24 protein-coding genes and 1 riboswitch are annotated in these 19,927 nt (G+C 40.9%); of the genes, 3 read left to right on the top strand and 21 right to left on the bottom strand.

Annotation, left to right across the window (positions count from 1 at the left end):
* Positions 1 to 174: 174 nt before the first annotated feature.
* A complete protein-coding gene (locus BLV00_RS08980) occupies positions 175 to 423 on the top strand; it encodes a ferredoxin (RefSeq protein WP_028783072.1) in 249 nt (82 codons plus the stop codon).
* Between the two features lie 330 nt (positions 424 to 753).
* On the opposite strand, the gene BLV00_RS08975 is transcribed toward BLV00_RS08980, so the two are convergent.
* The 17 genes from BLV00_RS08975 to BLV00_RS08895 form a co-directional block, all read right to left on the bottom strand.
* The gene (locus BLV00_RS08975) at positions 754 to 1,941 is read right to left on the bottom strand and encodes a hypothetical protein (protein ID WP_093044613.1); all 1,188 of its coding nucleotides are present in this window, start codon (positions 1,939 to 1,941) and stop codon (positions 754 to 756) included.
* The gene (gene sigX, locus BLV00_RS08970; protein ID WP_093044611.1) at positions 1,928 to 2,470 is read right to left on the bottom strand and encodes an RNA polymerase sigma factor SigX; all 543 of its coding nucleotides are present in this window, start codon (positions 2,468 to 2,470) and stop codon (positions 1,928 to 1,930) included. The genes BLV00_RS08975 and sigX overlap by 14 nt, the downstream gene beginning before the upstream one ends.
* 108 nt (positions 2,471 to 2,578) lie before the next feature.
* Positions 2,579 to 3,082 (bottom strand): ECF transporter S component, encoded by a 504-nt coding sequence (locus tag BLV00_RS08965; protein WP_093044609.1) that lies wholly within the window; start codon positions 3,080 to 3,082, stop codon positions 2,579 to 2,581.
* Between the two features lie 5 nt (positions 3,083 to 3,087).
* Entirely contained in the window at positions 3,088 to 3,495 is a 408-nt protein-coding gene (locus tag BLV00_RS08960) for a DUF4430 domain-containing protein (RefSeq protein WP_176791427.1), read from the bottom strand.
* A 194-nt stretch (positions 3,496 to 3,689) separates the two neighbouring features.
* Positions 3,690 to 3,872: riboswitch (cobalamin riboswitch) on the bottom strand.
* Between the two features lie 68 nt (positions 3,873 to 3,940).
* Complete coding sequence (locus BLV00_RS08955; protein WP_093044605.1) at positions 3,941 to 5,728, bottom strand: ATP-binding protein; 1,788 nt, start codon at positions 5,726 to 5,728, stop codon at positions 3,941 to 3,943.
* Positions 5,728 to 6,444 carry a response regulator transcription factor gene (locus BLV00_RS08950; protein ID WP_093044603.1) on the bottom strand — a complete coding sequence of 239 codons (717 nt, stop codon included), beginning with the start codon at positions 6,442 to 6,444 and terminating at the stop codon, positions 5,728 to 5,730. Before BLV00_RS08950 ends, BLV00_RS08955 begins: the two co-directional genes overlap by 1 nt.
* Before the next feature lie 144 nt (positions 6,445 to 6,588).
* A complete protein-coding gene (gene ccsB, locus BLV00_RS08945) occupies positions 6,589 to 7,776 on the bottom strand; it encodes a c-type cytochrome biogenesis protein CcsB (protein ID WP_093044601.1) in 1,188 nt (395 codons plus the stop codon).
* Between the two features lie 33 nt (positions 7,777 to 7,809).
* On the bottom strand, positions 7,810 to 9,435 hold the full coding sequence (resB, locus tag BLV00_RS08940; protein ID WP_093044599.1) for a cytochrome c biogenesis protein ResB: 1,626 nt from the start codon (positions 9,433 to 9,435) through the stop codon (positions 7,810 to 7,812).
* A 25-nt stretch (positions 9,436 to 9,460) separates the two neighbouring features.
* Positions 9,461 to 10,009, bottom strand: coding sequence for a thiol-disulfide oxidoreductase ResA (gene resA / locus BLV00_RS08935; RefSeq protein ID WP_093044597.1), 549 nt, complete (start codon positions 10,007 to 10,009; stop codon positions 9,461 to 9,463).
* A 55-nt stretch (positions 10,010 to 10,064) separates the two neighbouring features.
* Complete coding sequence (locus BLV00_RS08930) at positions 10,065 to 10,808, bottom strand: pseudouridine synthase (protein WP_093044595.1); 744 nt, start codon at positions 10,806 to 10,808, stop codon at positions 10,065 to 10,067.
* A 265-nt stretch (positions 10,809 to 11,073) separates the two neighbouring features.
* Positions 11,074 to 11,592, bottom strand: coding sequence for a spore maturation protein (locus tag BLV00_RS08925; RefSeq protein WP_093044593.1), 519 nt, complete (start codon positions 11,590 to 11,592; stop codon positions 11,074 to 11,076).
* Positions 11,589 to 12,179, bottom strand: coding sequence for a nucleoside recognition domain-containing protein (locus BLV00_RS08920; RefSeq protein WP_093044591.1), 591 nt, complete (start codon positions 12,177 to 12,179; stop codon positions 11,589 to 11,591). The genes BLV00_RS08925 and BLV00_RS08920 overlap by 4 nt, the downstream gene beginning before the upstream one ends.
* The gene (locus BLV00_RS08915) at positions 12,173 to 13,219 is read right to left on the bottom strand and encodes a D-alanyl-D-alanine carboxypeptidase family protein (protein WP_245728930.1); all 1,047 of its coding nucleotides are present in this window, start codon (positions 13,217 to 13,219) and stop codon (positions 12,173 to 12,175) included. Before BLV00_RS08915 ends, BLV00_RS08920 begins: the two co-directional genes overlap by 7 nt.
* A gap of 308 nt (positions 13,220 to 13,527) precedes the next feature.
* Positions 13,528 to 14,016, bottom strand: a complete 489-nt coding sequence (locus BLV00_RS08910; protein ID WP_093044589.1) for a DUF3907 family protein — start codon at positions 14,014 to 14,016, stop codon at positions 13,528 to 13,530.
* Between the two features lie 39 nt (positions 14,017 to 14,055).
* Complete coding sequence (locus tag BLV00_RS08905; protein ID WP_093044587.1) at positions 14,056 to 14,469, bottom strand: ribonuclease H family protein; 414 nt, start codon at positions 14,467 to 14,469, stop codon at positions 14,056 to 14,058.
* 64 nt (positions 14,470 to 14,533) lie between these two features.
* Positions 14,534 to 15,133 carry an SMC-Scp complex subunit ScpB gene (gene scpB, locus BLV00_RS08900; protein ID WP_093044585.1) on the bottom strand — a complete coding sequence of 200 codons (600 nt, stop codon included), beginning with the start codon at positions 15,131 to 15,133 and terminating at the stop codon, positions 14,534 to 14,536.
* A gap of 6 nt (positions 15,134 to 15,139) precedes the next feature.
* The gene (locus BLV00_RS08895; protein ID WP_093044583.1) at positions 15,140 to 15,886 is read right to left on the bottom strand and encodes a segregation/condensation protein A; all 747 of its coding nucleotides are present in this window, start codon (positions 15,884 to 15,886) and stop codon (positions 15,140 to 15,142) included.
* A 140-nt stretch (positions 15,887 to 16,026) separates the two neighbouring features.
* Here BLV00_RS08895 and BLV00_RS08890 point away from each other — a divergent pair, with 140 nt between their 5' ends.
* Entirely contained in the window at positions 16,027 to 16,110 is an 84-nt protein-coding gene (locus BLV00_RS08890; RefSeq protein ID WP_093044581.1) for a YjcZ family sporulation protein, read from the top strand.
* A 116-nt stretch (positions 16,111 to 16,226) separates the two neighbouring features.
* Entirely contained in the window at positions 16,227 to 16,742 is a 516-nt protein-coding gene (locus BLV00_RS08885; RefSeq protein ID WP_176791425.1) for a DUF309 domain-containing protein, read from the top strand.
* 47 nt (positions 16,743 to 16,789) lie between these two features.
* Here the strand turns inward: BLV00_RS08885 and BLV00_RS08880 are convergent, their stop codons facing one another.
* From BLV00_RS08880 to lysA, 4 genes are all read right to left on the bottom strand, one after another.
* Complete coding sequence (locus BLV00_RS08880) at positions 16,790 to 17,167, bottom strand: GNAT family N-acetyltransferase (protein ID WP_093044577.1); 378 nt, start codon at positions 17,165 to 17,167, stop codon at positions 16,790 to 16,792.
* 344 nt (positions 17,168 to 17,511) lie between these two features.
* On the bottom strand, positions 17,512 to 17,964 hold the full coding sequence (locus BLV00_RS08875) for a M50 family metallopeptidase (RefSeq protein WP_093044575.1): 453 nt from the start codon (positions 17,962 to 17,964) through the stop codon (positions 17,512 to 17,514).
* Between the two features lie 83 nt (positions 17,965 to 18,047).
* Entirely contained in the window at positions 18,048 to 18,485 is a 438-nt protein-coding gene (locus BLV00_RS08870) for a peptidylprolyl isomerase (RefSeq protein WP_093044573.1), read from the bottom strand.
* Positions 18,482 to 19,795 carry a diaminopimelate decarboxylase gene (gene lysA, locus BLV00_RS08865; RefSeq protein WP_093044571.1) on the bottom strand — a complete coding sequence of 438 codons (1,314 nt, stop codon included), beginning with the start codon at positions 19,793 to 19,795 and terminating at the stop codon, positions 18,482 to 18,484. The genes BLV00_RS08870 and lysA overlap by 4 nt, the downstream gene beginning before the upstream one ends.
* Between the last annotated feature and the right edge of the window lie 132 nt (positions 19,796 to 19,927).

The following is a 19,927-nucleotide window of genomic DNA, read 5'->3' as shown; positions in this document are numbered from 1 at the left end:
GTGATAAAAGTCACACCAAACCGCATAACAACAAGGTTTGCGAGCGATTTTATTGTTGAAAAATTTCTGAGATAGCAGTACAATACATTTAAGGCGAATGTTCCTAGAGAGAAAAAATTATTCACTTGTATAATTTATTTTTAGGGATCTGTATTATTTAGGAGGGAATGTGTTATGGCTAAATACACAATTGTTGATAAAGAAACATGTATTGCATGTGGAGCTTGTGGAGCAGCGGCTCCGGATATCTACGACTACGACGATGAAGGCATTGCCTATGTAGTGCTCGATGACAACGAAGGAATCGTTGAAATCCCGGAAGTTCTAGAAGAAGATATGGAAGATGCGTTTGAAGGTTGTCCTACAGACTCCATTAAAGTTGCCGATGAACCATTTGAAGGTGACCCGGTAAAGTTTGAATAAATAGTTACAAGCCCCTCTGAATGAGGGGCTTTTCATTTCCCTATCCCCAATTACACAAACACAAAAATTATCCCTCATTATTTATACTGCCATTTTACCATGAAAGCAAAGGCTGGTGAATCTAAACAAACTAACGTGCATTGCGGAAGAGCCGATTAACATAAACCAAACCTTCCCTAAGCAAAAAGAGCCTTGAATTGCATTCATTAAAAACAAACGTTCAGAGCTATTTCGCTCCGAACGTTTTTGCTAACTGGTATGTGATTTACCGTATCATTGGCTTGTATCTATGTGGTGAAGAGACATAGTATTTAGATTCTACACAAGTTTTTATTTGTTAAGGTTGATTGAATTAACTGCTTCAGGTGTTGCAATCGGCTCCGAAAGGTCATAGTGGCCGATGACCTCGAATGGTAACCCCTCAAATTGCACTTGATCATAGCCAAAACTGGCTGCTGTGGCCAGTATTGTTTCAATCATAATCATCGTTGTCTGGTTCGCTTGCAGCTGTTCCGTAGTACTTACGCGTATCAATAGTTCATGGTCCGAAATTTCATTCGCTGCCACTTCTACACCTTCCGGCAAAGGTGAACGAATATACTCTCCTCCCCCAGTGCTGGCCATAGTATCAAGCGCATCGTCCATAGAAGACTTTTCATTTAATTCAATCGGTACTAAATAGTCGGGGTCGGACTCCCTGTAACGGTAAATTTTATAACTTTTCTTTTGGATAGGTGATATTTTCATTGTTTCTATCGTTCCATAATTGCCCATTTCAAAGGAACGCCCATCTTCATAACCAAGCTTTACTTCTGATACCCCATACATACGGAATACTTGTTCAATACTTCTTTGGAGAATAATATCTGAGCTTGAACCACCTTGCGTTTGAAAGTCCTCCGGAAAAACAAGTTCTCCACGGTCCTCATTGATTACTATTTCTGCCCCATTAAGAGGAAAAACAGATACCCCTAGATCTGCTGCATTATTAGCTGCTGTCGATGTTACTTGTGTATAGTTAGCATTGCTATCCGCCACCTCAAAAGTAAGCGGTATAATGTGTTCCGCATTCATTCCTGCTGCCACTGAAAATATATAGTTTTTCCCTTCATCAACCTCGAACACTAAGTTACTTTGAAAATCGTTTATAGGAACATTTTGTTCTGCTTCTTTTCCGTCCTCCTGTGTATCAAACAACTCCGCTGACTCTTCACCCTTATCAGAAATTCCTGATTCTGTTGCCGCATCGTGGTTCTGAGACTCTGAAGAGTTTTGCATGGATTCGTCATTCGAACGGTTCATTAACATAGCAGGAGTGATGATGGCAGCCAAAAAGAGCACCGCAATGAAGGCAAAAACAGGCAAAAGATTAAACTTTTTCTTTTCAGGTTTACTTTCTTTCAAGTGGACGGCTATTTTATTATACAGTTCATCTTTCGTCTGCTGGTCACGGATGACAGGCATTTGATCCAATTGCTTTTGTAATTCGTTGTCATTCTTATTGTTATCTTGCTTCATTACGTCTCCCCTCCCCTCTTTGTTCTGCTGCCAAATTCTGCAGGAGTTTCAAACCACGATGCTGAGTGGTTTTAACTTTACTCACTGACCACCCTAAAATATCAGCGGTTTCCTGAATTGACATCGATTGTATGTATCGGAGTATAATCACACTTTTCTGATCGACTGATAGTTTCTCTAAGTATTGATATAGTAATTTAATATCCTCATTTTTTTCAGCTATTTCTTCAGGCAAAGGCTGGTTGTCAACTAACTGTTCTCCTTTCTTATCCCAGTCAAAAAACTCCAGCAGTCGCTTTTTCTTTCTAGTCTGTTTCCGAAAGAAGTCGATCGTTACATGACGGGCTATCGAAAACAACCATGTCTTTTCACTGCTGTCTCCTTTGAATTGCGTGTAGGATTTCAATACTTTTATATATACTTCCTGAACGAGATCTTCTGATTGTTCTCGATTTTTGACCATATAAAATATAAATTGAAAAAGATCCTGATGATATTTTTCATAAAGGGATTCATACACCGACCTCACTATTGCTTACCTCCCGTTCTCTGAATTAGTCGTTTTATGTAAAAGAAAAGTTACACTTTACATCATAAGCGTAAAAACAAAAAATACCAACCTGAAATCGGCTGGTATTCATACAGGAATCCATTGTTTATAATATCGTTCAAATAATCGGCTGAGCACAGGAGACAACAGCACAATGAAAATCGCATTACCTGCGGCGTGATAAATATCAAAGGGTAAGCCGGCTAAATAATATGCCAAGAATGAACCTGAGTACTTATACATCGTAACCGATAGGACAAACCCATAAAAGAGGCCGCTGAAGGCTCCGAATGCTGACAAGAAAAGTAATGGAATGTTAGACCAATACCTTCCGATCAGTCCGCTCATCAATCCGATGACTGCCCATGCAATCACTTGCCACACGGTCCAGATTCCCATCCCTAGGAAAACGTTGGATAAAAAGGTTGTCAATAAGGCTAATATAACGGCGAACAGGGGTCCCAGCCAAAAACCGGCAATAATTATTATCGCGGTTACTGGCTGTACGTTCGGTAAAAAGGCGAAAGCATACCTGCCGACCACGGCCAGGGATGCCAATAATGCAATCAGGGTAATCTTATAAGTGTTCATCTACATCATTCCCACTTATGAAAATCAAATTGGAAAGTGTCATCTGCTTCCACTTCATATTCGTTAGCTCCGACAGTGGCATTCTCCCCATTGATGGTAAAAAACCACGCCTTCTGCTCCCCTTCCTTTGCTTCGATCCCTTCTATCTTTGTAACAAAGCCATCTTTTTCTTCTACCTCTTCAAAGTTATCTTTAAGTATTTCCATAAGGGTTTTTCCCGCTTCTACTTTCAACTCTTTCTCTGCTACAATGTTTTCTCCATTTTCCTGGGAAATCGTTACTTTTACGGGAACTTCCTCCTGCTGCTCCTGTTGTTGAGCCTCAGTGGACCCACTGCCCGATTCTGCCTGGCATCCTACGAGTACGGCTGTGCTCATCAATGCTGCCAAAACCAATTGCATCATTCTACTCATTATCATCATCCCTCTCACATTTAGTAGGTTTCATCGCTTTTGGGGGTGTGAGAGTCAGATAGACAACCGCGGCTCTCCATACCATAAAAAAAGTCCATTCCTTCAACAGAATGGGCTAAGACTAACCAGTATGAACGTTTACTAAAAACTATATGATTCGACCGGTTGTCTCAAACAGCTCAATCCCCGAAGCTTTGAAACGATGAATTAAGGCAGGTCTACTGGCTTGTGCGTTTACCTACTACGGACCCTTCCCATACACTTTGTGTACAGTGGTCTGCCCGGTTCGTGGCACTTACAGTTGCGAGGACAGCTTTGGATTTTCACCAAATTCCCTTTTAATCCCACTCAGGAGAACCTTAACTCTAAAATATTAAATTCTAATGTAATATTACCATAAGCATCAAAAATGTAAAATAGTTGTTTCACAGGGAACAAGATTTTGTTACAAATCTTGTGCATCTTCGCTAATATCAGGCAAGCGGAATGAAAATGTCGTACCAGTACCTTCTTTACTATGGACAGCCACCGTGCCCTGATGGGCCTCGACGATATTCTTGGCAATAGCAAGGCCAAGTCCGGTGCCTGTCTTGCCTTTTTTTCTTTTACGTGATTTATCCGCTTTATAAAACCGTTCAAAAACAAATGGCAGATCTTCTTCCGGGATACCTGTCCCAGAATCTTGTACAGCAGCATAAAGACCTTCTTCCATATATTCCATATGGATATCGACAGTACCACCTTCGCGGGTATGGCGGATAGCATTATCTATCAAGTTTGTGAACACTTGTTCAATTCGATCCGGATCAAAGCATTTATCTCCAAGTTCATCTGCTGTATGGAGTCTTAAGTTAATCCCCTTTTCTTGAGCTAATCCTTGGAATTTTCTTGCGATTCTTTCTAAAAAGGGACGGACTTCAACCCTTTCTTTATTTAAGGTGATATGTCCTGCTTCCATTCTGGCAAGGTCTAATAACTCGTTGACAAGTCTACTCATACGCTGGGATTCTTCGTAGATGATTTGAGCAAGCTCATTTTTTTCTTCTTTACTTTCTGCAATATCATCCACGATTGCTTCGCTGTATCCTTGCATCATGGAAATCGGAGTACGCAGCTCATGAGAAACATTTGCAATGAAGTCTTGCCTTAGTTTATCAAGCCTTCTCTCTTCAGTCATGTCCCGGAGCACAGCGACAGCTCCACGTACATAATCCTTGTCATATAATGGAGTCATGATAATCACCCAGTTTCTCCCCTGGGTATCCATTTCGGTCATGACTTCTGTTTCCGTTTCAATCACCTGATTAAAAATGTCCTTCACTTTGTCCGGAAGGATGAGATGATCACCTTTATTGCCTATTTCTGAACTTCCCTCTTCATAGGCCCAAGCCTGAAGATACTGCTCAGCGGGCGGATTGGTAATCAAAATTTCACCTTGGCGGTTAATCGTGATTACTCCATCTGCCATTGAACTAAGAATCCCCGATAGTTGCTCTTTTTCCTGGTTCAAAGCATTTATATGAAATTTCAATTGCCGTCCCATCCGATTGAAAGCCATTGCCAGCTCCCCAATTTCATCGTGGGTCAGGATGGGGATCTTGGTATTGAATTCACCTTTCGCCAACTCCAGTGCACCCTCCCGCATCTTGATCAGAGGAGCAGTGATTCGTGTTGATAAAAAGAAAGCAAAAATAGTGGTTAGTATGATAGCGATACCTGCACCTAAAAATATGATTTTTGTCGTCTGCATGGTGGTTTCTTCAACAATATCAAGAGACTGATAGACAAAAACTCCCCCAGAGCTATTATTCAGAGGGGTTCCCACGACCATGACACCATTCTGAAGATTATCGATATCCGCAATTTTTTTAACTTGTTCTTTCCCCGATAACACAGAGGATAACTCATTATCTTCTTCAATCCATTTTCGATCTATTTGGGGTAAATCGCCTTCAGCAGATGAACTCCATATATCATTTTCACCAAAAATTATGACGACACGGCTGGACGGGTCTTTCACCCGGGAGGATGTATCTAAAATAAGTTCTCTGTCCTCATATTCCTGGACGATTTCTGATACTTTATCAGCTGTCTGAAGCAATTCCCTTTCCGCTTCTAATATATGATAATTCTCAAAAAATTCCAGTAGCAGGACGGTTAGAAGGAAAAGTACGAATGAAACTAATAATAAAATGGTGAACCAAAGTTTACCTACTACACTGCGCCAAAACATCAGTCACCACTTACCTCGAACTTATAGCCGACACCCCAGACGGTTACAATCATTTTAGACGCTTCTTTTGAAACCTTATTCAATTTTTCTCTTAAGCGCTTGACATGTGTATCCACAGTTCGTAAATCCCCGAAAAATTCATATTGCCAAACTTCCTTCAACAAGTGCTCTCGTTCAAATACCTTATCCGGAGCTTTTGCCAGGAAATGCAACAATTCATATTCCTTTGGTGTCAATGTGACTTCTTTGCCATCTGCCGTCACCCGATGGGCATCATTGTCAATCGTCAAATGGGGAAAGACTAGTATGTTTTTAGTAGATGTCTCTGTCTGTAAGAATTTAGTGGATGACGATCTTCTTAAAATAGCTTTGACACGCAATACAACTTCTCTCGGGCTGAATGGCTTCACGATATAATCATCCGCGCCTACTTCAAATCCCTGAACACGATTGCTTTCTTCCCCTTTTGCAGTAAGCATGAGAACTGGGGTAGCTTTTTTTTCACGCAAGTCTTTACAAACTTCGATCCCATCTTTACCCGGCATCATAATATCCAATAATATGACATCATAATCATTCGTCAATGCCTTCTCTAATGCTTCATCTCCATCTTCTGCTTCTTCCACATCAAAGTTCTCTCTTTCCAAATACATCCGAATTAACCGCCGAATCCTTTCCTCATCATCTACTACCAGCACTTTTGCCTCTTTATCCATTGAGATGCCCCCTATTCAAGTCCATGTCTTTTATTTTTATTATTCATTTCTATTAATTTTATCCAATTTCCTTTAAGCATAACAAAATATCATTATGTAAACGAGAGACCATCAGAGAAAAAGCCTTCTCTAATGGTCTTCTTTTTAAGCATAAGAGTGTAATCCGGCAATGACAAGGTTGACGGCAATCAGATTGAACATGATAATCGCAAATCCGCCGACAGCAAGCCAGGCCGACTTCGTGCCGTGCCAGCCTCTGGATAAACGGAGATGCAGAAAAAATGCATAGAACAACCATGTAATTAATGCCCATACTTCTTTTGGATCCCAACCCCAGAAACGATTCCATGCTTCCTGCGCCCAAATCATAGCAAAAATCAATGCGCCTAGAGTGAATACAGGAAATCCGATCGAAACGGCACGATAGGATACTTCATCAATCAAATCAGGGTTGAATTTCTTCAATTTAGGCTGCAGGGCAGCAGCAACACGCTTTCTCAAAATCAAACGTGCTATCCCATAAAGTACTAATCCGCTTAAAAATGACCAGATTAACGTATTCAATTTACGGGCAGCATCTTGCCCTCTCATCCATTCCGGTGCATCAAGTAAAGGCTGCATTACTCCATCTGTCTGAAGCTCGCCGGCATTTGGTCCGACGATTGCCGGCATCTGATATTCTACGTTGACTACCTGGCCTTCGACCGGTGCCTGAAATTGTGCTTGATAGTCCATGGCACCAAAAGCAGTAGTCATGATAATGAAACCGAGCGTTGAGAAAATCGAGTAAATTACAAATTCAAGCCAAAATGTATGCTTTGACTTTTTCGTTTGATCGATTTGGCGAATCAAAAAAATCAATCCAGCGACAAAGCTGATTGCCAAAATCGCTTCACCTACAGCAGCTGTAGTTACATGGATATATAGCCAATGAGATTTAAGCGAAGGCACCAATGGCGATATTTCTCTCGGAAACATACTGGCATACGCAATAATAAGTAAAGCGACAGGCAGAGCGAATAGTCCGATTACATCGAGCCGGTAAATGAAATAGATGATGATAAATGCCATCACTAGCATCATTCCAAAAAAAGTAGTGAACTCAAACAAATTACTTACTGGTGCATGCTGACTGGCTACCCACCTCGTAAAGAAATAGCCGAGCTGGGTAACGAAACCGGCAATAGTCAAGGAAATCCCAATCGTACTAGCTTTCCCCCTGTTGCCTGTTTTCTTTTCACGGATAGTACCTCCGAAGAAGAAGGTAGCAATCAAGTAAAAGAAAAACGAAGCATATAGTAAATTACTGCTGATCGTTACAAGATCTCCCATATTCATCCTCCTACACCCTTTTACAGCAAAGGGTTAACCTTTTAATTGCTGTTGGTCTTCCGGCATCTCGATTCGTGTATTCTGAATGGATTTCTCAATATCTCTTTTGAGACCGTACCAATTCTTATTTGTGTGCCCGGCAATCCATACTCCGTCTTCGGTTGGCTGCAGCCATATCCTTCGGTGGTTCCAATACATACCTTGTATGACACCGATCATGAAGATCAAACCGCCTACGGCCATAAACGGCAAAGTGTAATCTTTTTTCACAGCGAGACCTGTTACATCGCGAGTATCAAACCCTTTCAGGCTCAATTTATAATCATTTTCGTTGGTCGGATCGATGTTCATTCCGATTCCGGCAAAGCTGACCTCTGGCTCCCCGCCATCAGGTGGGTATACATAAAAGACGAAAGCCGGATTCTTTGGGAACTTAGATTTGGAACGAGGCTGATTTCCATCCATGTAATATTCAGGAAAATATTCATCGATGACTACTTTTGCCCCGCTATCCAGCTTATACTCCATTTTCGGTTGGGTAAGGTCTACAGTGAACTCACCCAATACAGCTGATTCATCACCTGTTTCATGCAGTGTAAATGACATGGAGGAAAATTCATCAAGCTGAAAACTTGATTGGTATAAAGCAAATCCGCCAAACTTCGCTGGTTCGTTTACAACAATTTTCTCTCTCGACAATTCTTGCAGTTCAGGTTCTGCGCCTACTACATCATTGTTCGTACGCTCATAAATTACTGCATTCGTCTGATAATTACTCGCAACTGGCACGTCCTGGTTCATAAGAGCTTCCTGGAACCGTTTATCTTTCTCAGGGTCATAATTTTCGAGAATAAAATCCTCATTTTTTACATAATATTGGCCACCTGTTGATGGAACGACTTCTGTCTCGCCTTCCCTTATCCATACAAAATCATCGATATACATTGATGGAAGGAATCTTAATAAAGCACCTAAAAGAAAAAGAATTAATCCAATGTGATTGACATAGGGACCCCATCTTGAAAAACGTCCTTTTTCTGCAAGAATATGCCCATCCTGCTCCCGAACTTTATAACGATGCTTTTGCAGGTTGCTTTTAAAAGCATCCATGTCCACATTCGCTTTTGTTTCTCCAAAAACCCGTTGCCGCTTCAAAAATGTATGATGGCGTTTCGGCTTTTGTTTTTTTAATGCTCTATGTAGGGGAACAACCCTATCAATACTGCAAATAACCAAAGATACACCTATTAAAGCAATCAACATCATAAACCAAAGAGAACTGTATAGATTATGAAAACCTAGTTGATAATATATTTTCCCGGCCAGTCCATACTGGTCCTCGTAAAAGGTAACCGGATCAGCTCCAGGAGGAATATACATTTCTTGCGGAAAAATAGTCCCTAATGAGGAAGCTACTAACGTGATAATGATTAGCCAGACTCCAACCTTGACTGAGGAGAAAAAGTTCCAAACTTTATCTACCATGCTCCGGTTATAGGTCTGTGAACGCCTTGCACTTCCTTCATAGCGCATATTCAGCAGGGAGTCTTTTATATTCCCATCAATATGCTGGTTACCTTCAATAGGCTTCCCGCAGGCTTCACATAAAACAGTACCTTCCGGGTTGACATGCCCGCATTCGCACTTGATTTTTTTCATAGTAAAACCTCTCTATATCTAAGACTTAAGCTTCTGGCTGAATCTCTTTCAAGTGTTCTTCCAGCTTTTCTAATGTCAATGGTCCAATCACTTTATCTACAATTTTTCCATTTTCATCTATAAAGAAAGTCGAAGGTATTGGACTTATTCCATACAAATCCATAACTTGCCCATTTTTATCATGAAGGTTTGGAAAAGTAAGGTCATACTTATCAATGAAACGATTGACTACCAGTTTCGTTGAATCAAGATTGACACCTATGATCTCTACCCCTTTTTCTTTGTATTCCGGGTACAATTCCTGCATATATGGCATTTCTTCTTCACATGGCTTGCAATAGGTAGCCCAGAAGTTAAGCATGACGCCTTTGCCTCTAAAATCCTCTAAAGATTTACGTTCTCCGTCTGTTCCGAACTGCTCGAGTTCAAAGTTAGGGGCCTGTTCTCCTTCTGCCACTACTGCATCATCTTGTGAGAGGTTGCCTATAATCGCAAATACCACTAATCCGACCAAGACAGCAAGAATCAGTGTCCGAAAAATCAACCGCCTGCGTTTTTTCTTGGTTTTATCCATATCGCATCACTCCTTTTGCGATTATAACATTAAACACTATTGTTAAATGTGAAAGTTATTTAACACTTTTTTCAGCTAAGTGTCTCAGCTGTTTCACTTCATGAGGGGTCAACTCACGTATTTCTCCGGCATTCATACCATGTAAATCAAGAAACCCATATCGTTCACGCTTCAACTTGTCCACCGGGTAGCCCAAAGCCTCGAACATCCGTCGTACTTGTCTATTTTTACCCTCATGCAGAGTCAATTGGATAATAGCAGTATTTTTCTTCTTGTCGACAGACTTGGTTTTGACGTGGGTGGCTCTTAAAAGCTCTCCATCTGATTTTATTCCTTTAGTCAGCTTTGCCAATTCTTCTTTCAGGGGAATTCCCTTTGTTTTTGCGATATAGACTTTATCTATCTCATGCTTGGGGTGCATCAATTGATTGGCAAAATCCCCATCGTTCGTCAACAATAGAATTCCAGATGTATCGTAATCCAAACGGCCAATCGGAAAGACACGTTCTTCTGTATCTTCCGGCAGGTAATCTGTAACCACCTTACGATTTTTATCATCTTTGACACTTGAAATTACACCACGGGGTTTATATAACAAAAAGTAAACCGGTTCCTCTTTTGTCAAAGGGACTCCTTCTACTTCTACTTTGTCATCCGGAGTAACTTTGGTACCAAGTTCAGTTACTACCTTACCATTTACGGCAACTTTTCCTTCGCTAATCATCTTTTCGGCTTTCCGTCTGGATGTTATTCCACTTTGTGCGATCACTTTCTGCAATCGTTCTAATGAGTTTGACATTTCAATCACCTACTTAATTATTGTTATAACATATATAGTCAGGGACAAACACCATCAATCTCCTCCTTAATCAAGTGATTGACTTAATCGCTTCATTCTATACCAGCATGCGACAGCCATACCATTCACTATTTTAGGATAGAAATGTTAAGATTTTATGAATAAAGAGAAAAAAGTGGTGTGCTGGTCAATAAGTTCATTGACCAACAGTAAGCCACGCTGAGGGCTCAGCGTGGCTTTATATACGGGGCTATCATCACCTATTTCAACTAAACAGGATAGTGACAACTATTATAGATGCTATTATACCAATCAAATCAGCAGCTAGTCCAACTTTAAGTGCGTCCCCCATCTTCTTTATTCCAACGGCACCAAAATAAACGGTAATAATATAAAAGGTAGTATCCGTGCTCCCTTGCATGACAGAAGCTAATTGTCCAATAAAGGAATCCGGACCAAAGGTTTTAATCAGTTCACTTGTCATTCCTAAAGCTGCTGTACCAGATAAGGGGCGAATGAGGGCTAGGGGGAGTATATCTTCCGGCATCCCGAGTAAGCTTGTCACTGGTTCTACAGCGGTTATGATTTCTTCCATTGCACCTGACGCCCGGAAGATAGCGATAGACACCATCATTCCAATTAAAAAAGGCAGGAGGGAGATAGCAATATCTATCCCTTCCTTACCACCTTCCACGAACTTTTCATAAGTTGGTACTCCCTTATAGGTGGCTATCAGCAGTATAAACAGTATAATCGCGGGGATAATCCAGATGCTGACACTCATACTTCCCCCCTCCTGGTCCTGCGCCAATGAAAATAGCGGTCAATCAGGAGAGCTCCTGTGGTAGATATACAAGTAGCGATGATAGTCGCTCCTACGATCGCTGTAGGATCTACAGATCCATATTTCATCCGAATAGCAATGACTGTAGTCGGTATCAAAGTGATAGAAGAAGTATTGATTGCAAGGAACGTAATCATTGACCGGCTTGCTGTATCAGCTTGATGAAGGCGTTTCAATTCTTTCATTGCTTTTAACCCCATAGGTGTTGCAGCATTGCCTAAACCAAACAAATTCGCTGTCATATTGGAGAGAATGTAACCCATTGCCGGATGCTCCTTAGGAATATCCGGGAATATGCGCTGAACAAAAGGTCGGAATAATACGCCTAACCCTCTGAGCAGACCCGCTTCTTCAGCAATCCGCATAAGTCCAAGCCAGAAAATCAATACCCCCATCATGGTTAATGTTATCATGATCGCATCATCAATGGTGCTGAAGATTGCTTTATTGACTTCTTCCATTCTGCCATTTACAGCCGCAAACACGATTCCAATAATTGCTAGCAAGGACCAGATGATATTTACCATGCCCTCAACCCCATCAAGTGGCTGGTCCTCTCTTTCCAATGCGACCAAAGCGATCGTGCCGTTGGACGATCAACCACAGCAGTGGACATAATAGGACGGTCCTCTAAATAAACGACATGCCTGCCAACCAGGAAATCATCTGCTTCATGATAAAGATTCAACCTGGAGCGCAACGCTTCTTTTTCTTTAACTGTTACTGGCCAGGTTACATCCCTGGTATAATACAAAGATTTTTGTCCACGTATATCCACCGGAACCTTCCCTTTTTCCTGAAGCGTTACATGATCATAGTTTTCAAAGCCCCATTCATACATTTGCTGGTGATCGTTCCAGTCATCTCCTGCATTCAATGTAACAGCAATCAATTCCATATCACCTTTTTTAGCAGCAGATACCAATGTTCTTCCAGCAGCTTTCGTAAAGCCCGTCTTTCCGCCAATACAATAATCATAATACTTTGTCAGCAGCTTATTTTTGTTGAACCAATAGTAATCCCGGTTATCGGATAAGTACCTTTCCGCACTTGTAACTTCTCTGAAAACGTCATTTTGCATCGCATTTCTCATCAATAATGCTAAGTCATACGCGGATGAGTAATGTGTTTCAGAATCCAATCCATGCGGATTATCAAAATGAGAGTTGTTCATTCCTAACCAGGCTGCTTTTTCATTCATCATATAGGCAAAGCCTTCTTCACTCCCCCCTAAATGCTCCGCAATAGCCATCGCAGCATCATTGCCTGAGCGGAGCATCAAGCCGTAGACCAGATCCTTCAAGGTCATCTTTTCACCTTCTTTCAGGTAAATGGAGGACCCTTCCGTATAGACTGCATTATTGCTTGCATTTACTTCTTCATCCAGTTTTCCTGATTCAACCGCTAATAAAGCGGTCATAATTTTAGTAGTACTAGCAATCAACTCCTCTTCGTAGGCTGCCTTTTCGTATAGTACCCTGCCTGACTGCATGTCCATTAACACAGCATTTCTGGCGGATACCGAAATCGCCGCTTCTACTTTAAATGGATGGATGAAACTAAACATGATGAAACTAAAGACCAGCCATTTTATCATCCGCTTCTTCAAAGCCGCTCCTCCTTCGAATACATTACTTATTAACTAATCTATGCCAGGATGACAAGCGTATGATAGGGGATAGCTGAAAAGAAGCTCTCCTTCATTAAACAAACAAAAAACCTCCCTGTTAGAGGAGGTTTTGTAAGCGAAGGTTTTTATAAAGCAGGACCTTCTTTTTAATTTTACTTTAAGAACGTTTAACTTTGTTAAAGGGATTAAAGTATAAGAAACACTTTGACTTTCGCCATATGGACTTGGCGATAAGCCAAGTTTTTCTATTGTTTCATTACTTCTTCATGGTAATCAGCTTCATAATAATCCAGTTCTTCACGTATTTCCTGAAAAGGTTTTTCTAATTTGAACATTAAGTCTTTTAGCGATTTTGGTGGCTCATAATGAAAGTTGATTGCATTCTTACCGGTGTAAGCAGCACGGCTGTCTTCATACCAGCTATCTCCTTTAGGCGAAAAGAACTCAGCTATACATTGATGGTATATCCCATAAAGTGTTCGTTCTGCGGCCGTTTTCCGGAAAACTTCTGATTGCAGTATAACCCCAATTGTGTCTTTTGCTTCATCACAGATCACTTCTAATCTGCGTAATGACTTCAATAAAGAACGATAGTATTCTATATCTTTACTTCCCTGTTCTTCAAGCAAACCAGCTAATCGATGATTATCCAAGTAGGTATCAACTTCCTTTACCACGTGATTTAAGAAGTCACCTACTTCGTTCATTTGTGCTCGAACAATCTGATTGCTCATTGCCAGCCTCCTAATTGTAAGTACACCTCTCTGTGGTCTTCAGGCATGAATAAATTCGAGTGTCGATTCCATATCAAAGCCTTTGCCATCGTTGATCTTCAAGAAGGCTTGTTTAACAGCTTCCCAATTAACACCTGAAAATAACTCTTTATATTCCTCATATTCATTAATATACATTTTTCTACGATGTTTATAACCTGGATTTTTTACAAGTGCTATGAACGCAACTAAATCCTTAAGCATGATTTCATTGTCCCCAAAAATCATAACTGGATTTTCCGTAAATGGTGTGAACTCATGTAATTTCTCATCAAAATAACGGAGATACAGCACAGAAAATTTTTGTTCTCTACCTTTATCCTCGTATACTAATTCGGAGCGATTGAAAAACTCCTCCGGTGAATTAGACTTATCTTTTACCAGTTCTACTCCTTTGGATGATTTGATTTCCATAAACTCCCCCCAAACTCATTAATATAAATATATGTTACCATAGCTGTACTGAAATATCTGAATATTATTCATGATCCTCTGTATTTTCGTGTCCCTGCGTACTAAACTCCTCAAAAAACAGGTCTGCTTCCGTTTCCATATCATCTTCATTTCCCTCTGGTAACGGGGGGAGGTCTTCTAAAGAATTGATTCCGAAGTAGGTCAAAAAGTCTTTCGTAGTACCATATAAAATCGGACGACCAATTCCCTCTTTTCTTCCGACTTCCTGAATTAAGGAGCGACTGGTAAGCGTCTGGATTGCACGCTCACTTTTAACCCCTCTTAGCTCTTCGATTTCCACCCTTGTAATGGGCTGCTGGTAAGCGATGATTGCTAATGTCTCAAGGGCAGCCTGAGATAATTTCGATGATTGGGGAGAATCCAATAGCTGCTTCAAGTATGGGGCATGTTCCACTTTAGTTGCCAAATAAATGGCCTCATCCGAAAACATCAAGGTAACGCCTCTCTGTTTTTCTTGATAGTCGACCATAAGCTCGTCTAAAAGTTCTTGAAGGGTATGTTGCTCTATTTCAAGTACATCTTTCAACTTTTGTTTTGTCAGTCCCTCTTCTCCTGCTGCGAAAAGAAGTCCTTCGACTGCTCCCTTGTATTCATTGATATTCATGATAGATTAGCCCTCCATTTTATACACAAGCAATTCATCAAAATGTTTCTCTTGCACACAATATATTTCATTTCCTTTCATCAACTCCAACAAAGCCATGAAAGTTACTACGATATGGCTGCGGGAAGGCTGTGGAAATAAATCATCGAATTTCACCGCGCTGCCGGACTTATCAATATGGTCCATGATTTCTGACATCCTTAATTGAATAGGAATCTCATCTCGCTGGACTTTCGTACCTGTACGTTTACTATTAGTGGCCCTGTGACCTTTCAATATTTTCGCCATAGCACCCAACATATCATAAATGGAACCTTCGCCTTTACGTATTACAGGTTGTTCTTCTTGATAAGCATCCAAATTGGATGGAGGTTTCGTATAAATTCGATCAGCCTTCTCTTCTTTTTCTTTTAGAAGCAAGGCCGCATCCTTATATCTCCGATACTCAATTAAGCGTCTCATCAGTTCTTCCCTTGGATCTTCTTCCATGTCCTCTTCATCATCCAATTCTATAGGTTGATTAGGAAGAAGCATTTGACTTTTCATTGCAAGCAGACTCGCCGCCATTACCAGGTATTCACTTGCGATATCAAGTTCCAGTTGCTGCATGGTGTGGATATAAGCCATATACTGCTCCGTGATGTCCGCAACCGGAATACCGTAAATATCAATCTCATACTGGTTGATCAAGTGTAAAAGAAGGTCAAGAGGCCCTTCGAACGCATCTATTTTTACTTGGTAACTTTGCTTCATATATTTTTCCTCCGCTTATTCATCTGCCAAACCAATGATATCAGCCCATACACATTTCACTTGGATACATATTTTATTATCGTAAGATGTATCTTACCAAAAAATCAGATTTACGTTAACAGCAAAAAGGAGGGATTAAGATGAGTAGAGGCTATGGAGGCGGCTTTGCCTTAATCGTCGTGTTGTTCATCTTATTGGTTATTGTAGGAGCAGCTTGGTACTAAAATAAATAATCGAATGACAAGGTTCTTCTTAAAAGAACCTTGTCATTCTTTATTTCTGCTCTGTTATGTTACACTATTGATAAACTTCAAGAATGAGCATGAAGGAGCAGTTTTTTATGTATTATCCAAAAGCTTATGTCGAATTTCTGGCACATTTCAACGGGACAAAAGATTTTTTTGAATGTCACGAAGTATTAGAAGCATATTGGAAAGAAACCGCCCCAGGTCAGCGGGATTCTATATGGGTATGGATGATCCAGCTTGCGGTAAGTCTGTATCACTACCGCCGAGGCAATTATAAAGGGGCGAGCAAATTGGTATCAAGGTTACAAAATAACTGGGCAGCCCATCAACATGAACTGGATACTCTTGGATTGGAACCAGAGTCCCTGTTCGATATCATTACACAATTAGATGCTGCACTGAAGCATCGAACACCCTATCAGAATATCAATCTTCCCATCAAAGATCCCGGATTGATTCTCTCGGTAAAGGACACTTGTTCTGAATGGCAGGTTCCCTATAACAGAGAGAAGGAACCCTGCGACTATTATTTAATCCACAAACATAAATTAAGAAACCAAAGTGGAAATAATCAAGAAAGATTGCATACCGAAAATGTTTATAAATAAATAATTAACGAAAATAAGCGCATGTCATGGACATGCGCTTATTTTTATCATGCTTCTGCGGATTTAGCATCGGCGTTGGTGGCACAACATTTTTCTAAAAAGGCGCTTGTCGCTTCATCAGCACATACATGATACTGATCTCGATAAAACCCTCTCACGCCTTGCACCATTTTTTTACCTATTCCCATATTGCGATGGGAAGGGTTGACGGTAACATGTTGAATCACCGCACGTTCGCCTTCTTCTAAACGAACACCGACTGCACCAAGGATATCTTCGTCCTTCCAAAGGAACAACTGCCAATCCTCATTAGTCTCATATTCTTTTATTGTCTGCTGGAGCTTCTTGACATCCTTCTCTTCCGGCATGAATGACAACAGCCCCATAGCAATTTTTTCAAATGTCTTTTTATAGCGAATTAGCATAGTAACCCCTCATTATAAAAATAACTTTCCTACTCCCATGAATAGGAATCAGGCTGCTGATTATCCAGCCAAAATAGTATTATTCCTCTATTCGTTGATATTCTCTCCAGCTAATCATGGGTAGCCGTAGTTGTTATTAATATGACTGTAATCTCAGTATGGTTCGCCTAAATTCAGTATGCTCCTTACATTACAATGAAAAACCAGTAGTATAATCCCCATAATATGCTGAACGTCAGCAAAACGATAAACAATATAATGTTTTTCTTTCTCACTTCAATTTCCCCCAGGTTGCTGACCTTGTTGAGCTTCAACGATTAGCATAAGCCAAACTCAAAAAATATTCAAGGTGTCTCTTCCGATTGTTTGTTTAATAATATCTGGAAAAAGCGATAACCATCTGAGTATTTGCCTTTCCAGCTGTATGGAATCAGATTGAATACAGCCAAGTATAAATTATATAACATGAAAATATGTAACCACTCAATTCGCAGAAATGAGTAGGATAATAAAAAAACAAACAGATTCAAGCAAGGTCCCCCTAAACTCACAACTCCCTTTTGCCACCTGTTAAAGCTTTCGTTACAGCAGCTCTCTGTATGTCCGCCAAGAAAAAATAAACGGTACACCCGCAGTTGAAATTTGCCCCACTTCGCCCGGATTACGACGGAACCGGTGCCGATGTGGAGAACCGCTTCCCCACGCCCCAGCAGGACCGCCGGTATTGCATGTCCTAATTCATGGATGAGTATACCTAATGGGGCAACCCAAATCATCACAGCCAAAAACTCCAGCAATGCCCCATCACCTCTCCTTCAGGTAAACCTGCCGAATGAAATGAAAATAGTGAGCCTCTAAAAGGGCCCACTATATCCATTACTTATTCCTCATCCCACACACGCACTTCTTTCATTGTGTCGCCTGGCTTAATGTTCAGTACCGTATCCATTCCGTCAATCACTTGACCAAATACAGTATGGACGCCATCCAAATGCGGCTGGGGTTCGTGTACCAAAAAGAATTGACTGCTTCCGGTATCTTTTCCAGCATGGGCCATGGATAAGGAGCCCGCGACATGTTTGTGGGGATTTCCTTCTGTTTCACATTTGATTGTTTTTCCGGAACCTCCGCGGCCGGTTCCTGTAGGATCTCCCCCTTGTGCTACAAAGCCTGGGATGACACGGTGGAAAATCACCCCATCATAGAAGCCGCTGTTCGCAAGCTCTTCAAAGTTAGCTACCGTGTTTGGTGCCTCGTTAGGATAAAATTCTAATACAATCTTTTCTCCTGTTTCAAATGTAATGCTGCCTTTTTTCATGTAAGACTCTCCTCTCCTTTTATATAAGAGCAATCCAGCCTGAGCAAATCTTCGTAGTTTTCCCGCTCTATAACCAGCTGATGTTCTCCATTCTCTACAAATACGACTGCTGGTCGTGGAAAACGATTGTAATTGTTAGACATCGAATAGCCATAGGCACCAGTGCTCATCACCGCAAGTATATCCTGGTGAGATACCTCCGGAAGCTCTACATCCCATATTAGCATATCTCCAGACTCACAGCACTTCCCTGCAACTGATACCTTTTCATGAACTGGTGCATCCATACGATTAGCGACTGCCGCTTCATACTTTGCATGATACAAAGCTGGACGCAGATTATCTGTCATTCCACCATCCACGGATATATATTTTCGAACTCCCGGTATCTCTTTAATAGCACCTATGGAATATAAAGTTACAGCAGCATCTCCTACGATGGCACGGCCGGGCTCTATCCAGATCTCAGGTATCGGGTAGTTTTTTTCGACTGCCTGTTCATTCACTTCATTGATTAGAGCATGAGCATAAGCATCTAATTCAAGCGGGTCATCCTCTTTGGTGTACCGGATACCGAATCCTCCTCCGAGGTTCAGCACTTCAGCGGTAAATCCGTATTTTCCTCTCCATTCATCCATGGAAGCAAAAAGTTTCTTGGTCGCCATTAAAAAACCACTGGTTTCAAATATTTGTGAACCGATATGGCAATGTAGTCCAATTAAATGAATTCTTTCCGAATTACTGATTCGTTGAAAAGCAAGGTCAGCCTGCCCACTCGATAAGTCGAATCCAAACTTGGAATCTTCCTGACCTGTAAGGATATAATCATGGGTATGTGCTTCAATTCCTGGAGTAACCCGTAGCAATACGTCCATTTCTTTTCCTTTTTCTTCAAGTATGGCTGCCAATAAATCGATTTCGTAGAAATTATCAACCACGATACATCCGATTTCCTGTTCAACTGCCATTTCTAATTCTTCAAGGCTTTTGTTGTTCCCATGCAAATGTATTTTTTCCACAGGAAAGCCCGCTTTCAATGCCGTATATAACTCTCCTTGAGAAACGACATCAAGGCTTAAATTTTCCTGCTTGGCTACCTGCAGTATCGCCACCGAGGAAAAAGCTTTGCTCGCATAAGCAACTTGCGCCTTCATCCCTCGTTCCTCAAATGTTTTTACAAACGCCCGGGCGTTTTTTCTGATCCGTTCTACATCATATACAAATAATGGAGTGCCATACGTTTCAGTCAATGACACTGCATCAATACCGCCTATCAGCAAATGACCTTGTTCATTATAAGGTAAACTCATGTAGTTCCTTCCTTCCTGTGCCATTTGATATCCGATCTATTATTTCCAGTCATTCATTTTGAGAAAAATAATTTCGCTTGCGACTGCTATTTCTCCGGTTCTTCCAAGAAGGGTATCGCAAATTCTCCCACT

This window comes from Thalassobacillus cyri, from assembly GCF_900107755.1.
Lineage (GTDB): Bacteria > Bacillota > Bacilli > Bacillales > Halobacillaceae > Thalassobacillus > Thalassobacillus cyri.
The sequence above is the reverse complement of the archived record's forward strand: the minus strand, read 5'-3'. Positions and strand labels throughout refer to the sequence as shown.

What these genes read in the sequence shown, in the direction of transcription:
- BLV00_RS08980 (WP_028783072.1), top strand. Translation starts at nt 175, where the DNA reads ATGGCTAAATACACAATTGTTGATAAAGAAACATGTATTGCATGTGGA.
- BLV00_RS08975 (WP_093044613.1), bottom strand. Translation starts at nt 1,941, where the DNA reads ATGAAGCAAGATAACAATAAGAATGACAACGAATTACAAAAGCAATTG.
- BLV00_RS08965 (WP_093044609.1), bottom strand. Translation starts at nt 3,082, where the DNA reads ATGAACACTTATAAGATTACCCTGATTGCATTATTGGCATCCCTGGCC.
- BLV00_RS08960 (WP_176791427.1), bottom strand. Translation starts at nt 3,495, where the DNA reads ATGAGTAGAATGATGCAATTGGTTTTGGCAGCATTGATGAGCACAGCC.
- BLV00_RS08955 (WP_093044605.1), bottom strand. Translation starts at nt 5,728, where the DNA reads ATGTTTTGGCGCAGTGTAGTAGGTAAACTTTGGTTCACCATTTTATTA.
- BLV00_RS08950 (WP_093044603.1), bottom strand. Translation starts at nt 6,444, where the DNA reads ATGGATAAAGAGGCAAAAGTGCTGGTAGTAGATGATGAGGAAAGGATT.
- ccsB (WP_093044601.1), bottom strand. Translation starts at nt 7,776, where the DNA reads ATGGGAGATCTTGTAACGATCAGCAGTAATTTACTATATGCTTCGTTT.
- resB (WP_093044599.1), bottom strand. Translation starts at nt 9,435, where the DNA reads ATGAAAAAAATCAAGTGCGAATGCGGGCATGTCAACCCGGAAGGTACT.
- resA (WP_093044597.1), bottom strand. Translation starts at nt 10,009, where the DNA reads ATGGATAAAACCAAGAAAAAACGCAGGCGGTTGATTTTTCGGACACTG.
- BLV00_RS08930 (WP_093044595.1), bottom strand. Translation starts at nt 10,808, where the DNA reads ATGTCAAACTCATTAGAACGATTGCAGAAAGTGATCGCACAAAGTGGA.
- BLV00_RS08925 (WP_093044593.1), bottom strand. Translation starts at nt 11,592, where the DNA reads ATGAGTGTCAGCATCTGGATTATCCCCGCGATTATACTGTTTATACTG.
- BLV00_RS08920 (WP_093044591.1), bottom strand. Translation starts at nt 12,179, where the DNA reads ATGGTAAATATCATCTGGTCCTTGCTAGCAATTATTGGAATCGTGTTT.
- BLV00_RS08915 (WP_245728930.1), bottom strand. Translation starts at nt 13,219, where the DNA reads ATGTTTAGTTTCATCCATCCATTTAAAGTAGAAGCGGCGATTTCGGTA.
- BLV00_RS08910 (WP_093044589.1), bottom strand. Translation starts at nt 14,016, where the DNA reads ATGAGCAATCAGATTGTTCGAGCACAAATGAACGAAGTAGGTGACTTC.
- BLV00_RS08905 (WP_093044587.1), bottom strand. Translation starts at nt 14,469, where the DNA reads ATGGAAATCAAATCATCCAAAGGAGTAGAACTGGTAAAAGATAAGTCT.
- scpB (WP_093044585.1), bottom strand. Translation starts at nt 15,133, where the DNA reads ATGAATATCAATGAATACAAGGGAGCAGTCGAAGGACTTCTTTTCGCA.
- BLV00_RS08895 (WP_093044583.1), bottom strand. Translation starts at nt 15,886, where the DNA reads ATGAAGCAAAGTTACCAAGTAAAAATAGATGCGTTCGAAGGGCCTCTT.
- BLV00_RS08890 (WP_093044581.1), top strand. Translation starts at nt 16,027, where the DNA reads ATGAGTAGAGGCTATGGAGGCGGCTTTGCCTTAATCGTCGTGTTGTTC.
- BLV00_RS08885 (WP_176791425.1), top strand. Translation starts at nt 16,227, where the DNA reads ATGTATTATCCAAAAGCTTATGTCGAATTTCTGGCACATTTCAACGGG.
- BLV00_RS08880 (WP_093044577.1), bottom strand. Translation starts at nt 17,167, where the DNA reads ATGCTAATTCGCTATAAAAAGACATTTGAAAAAATTGCTATGGGGCTG.
- BLV00_RS08870 (WP_093044573.1), bottom strand. Translation starts at nt 18,485, where the DNA reads ATGAAAAAAGGCAGCATTACATTTGAAACAGGAGAAAAGATTGTATTA.
- lysA (WP_093044571.1), bottom strand. Translation starts at nt 19,795, where the DNA reads ATGAGTTTACCTTATAATGAACAAGGTCATTTGCTGATAGGCGGTATT.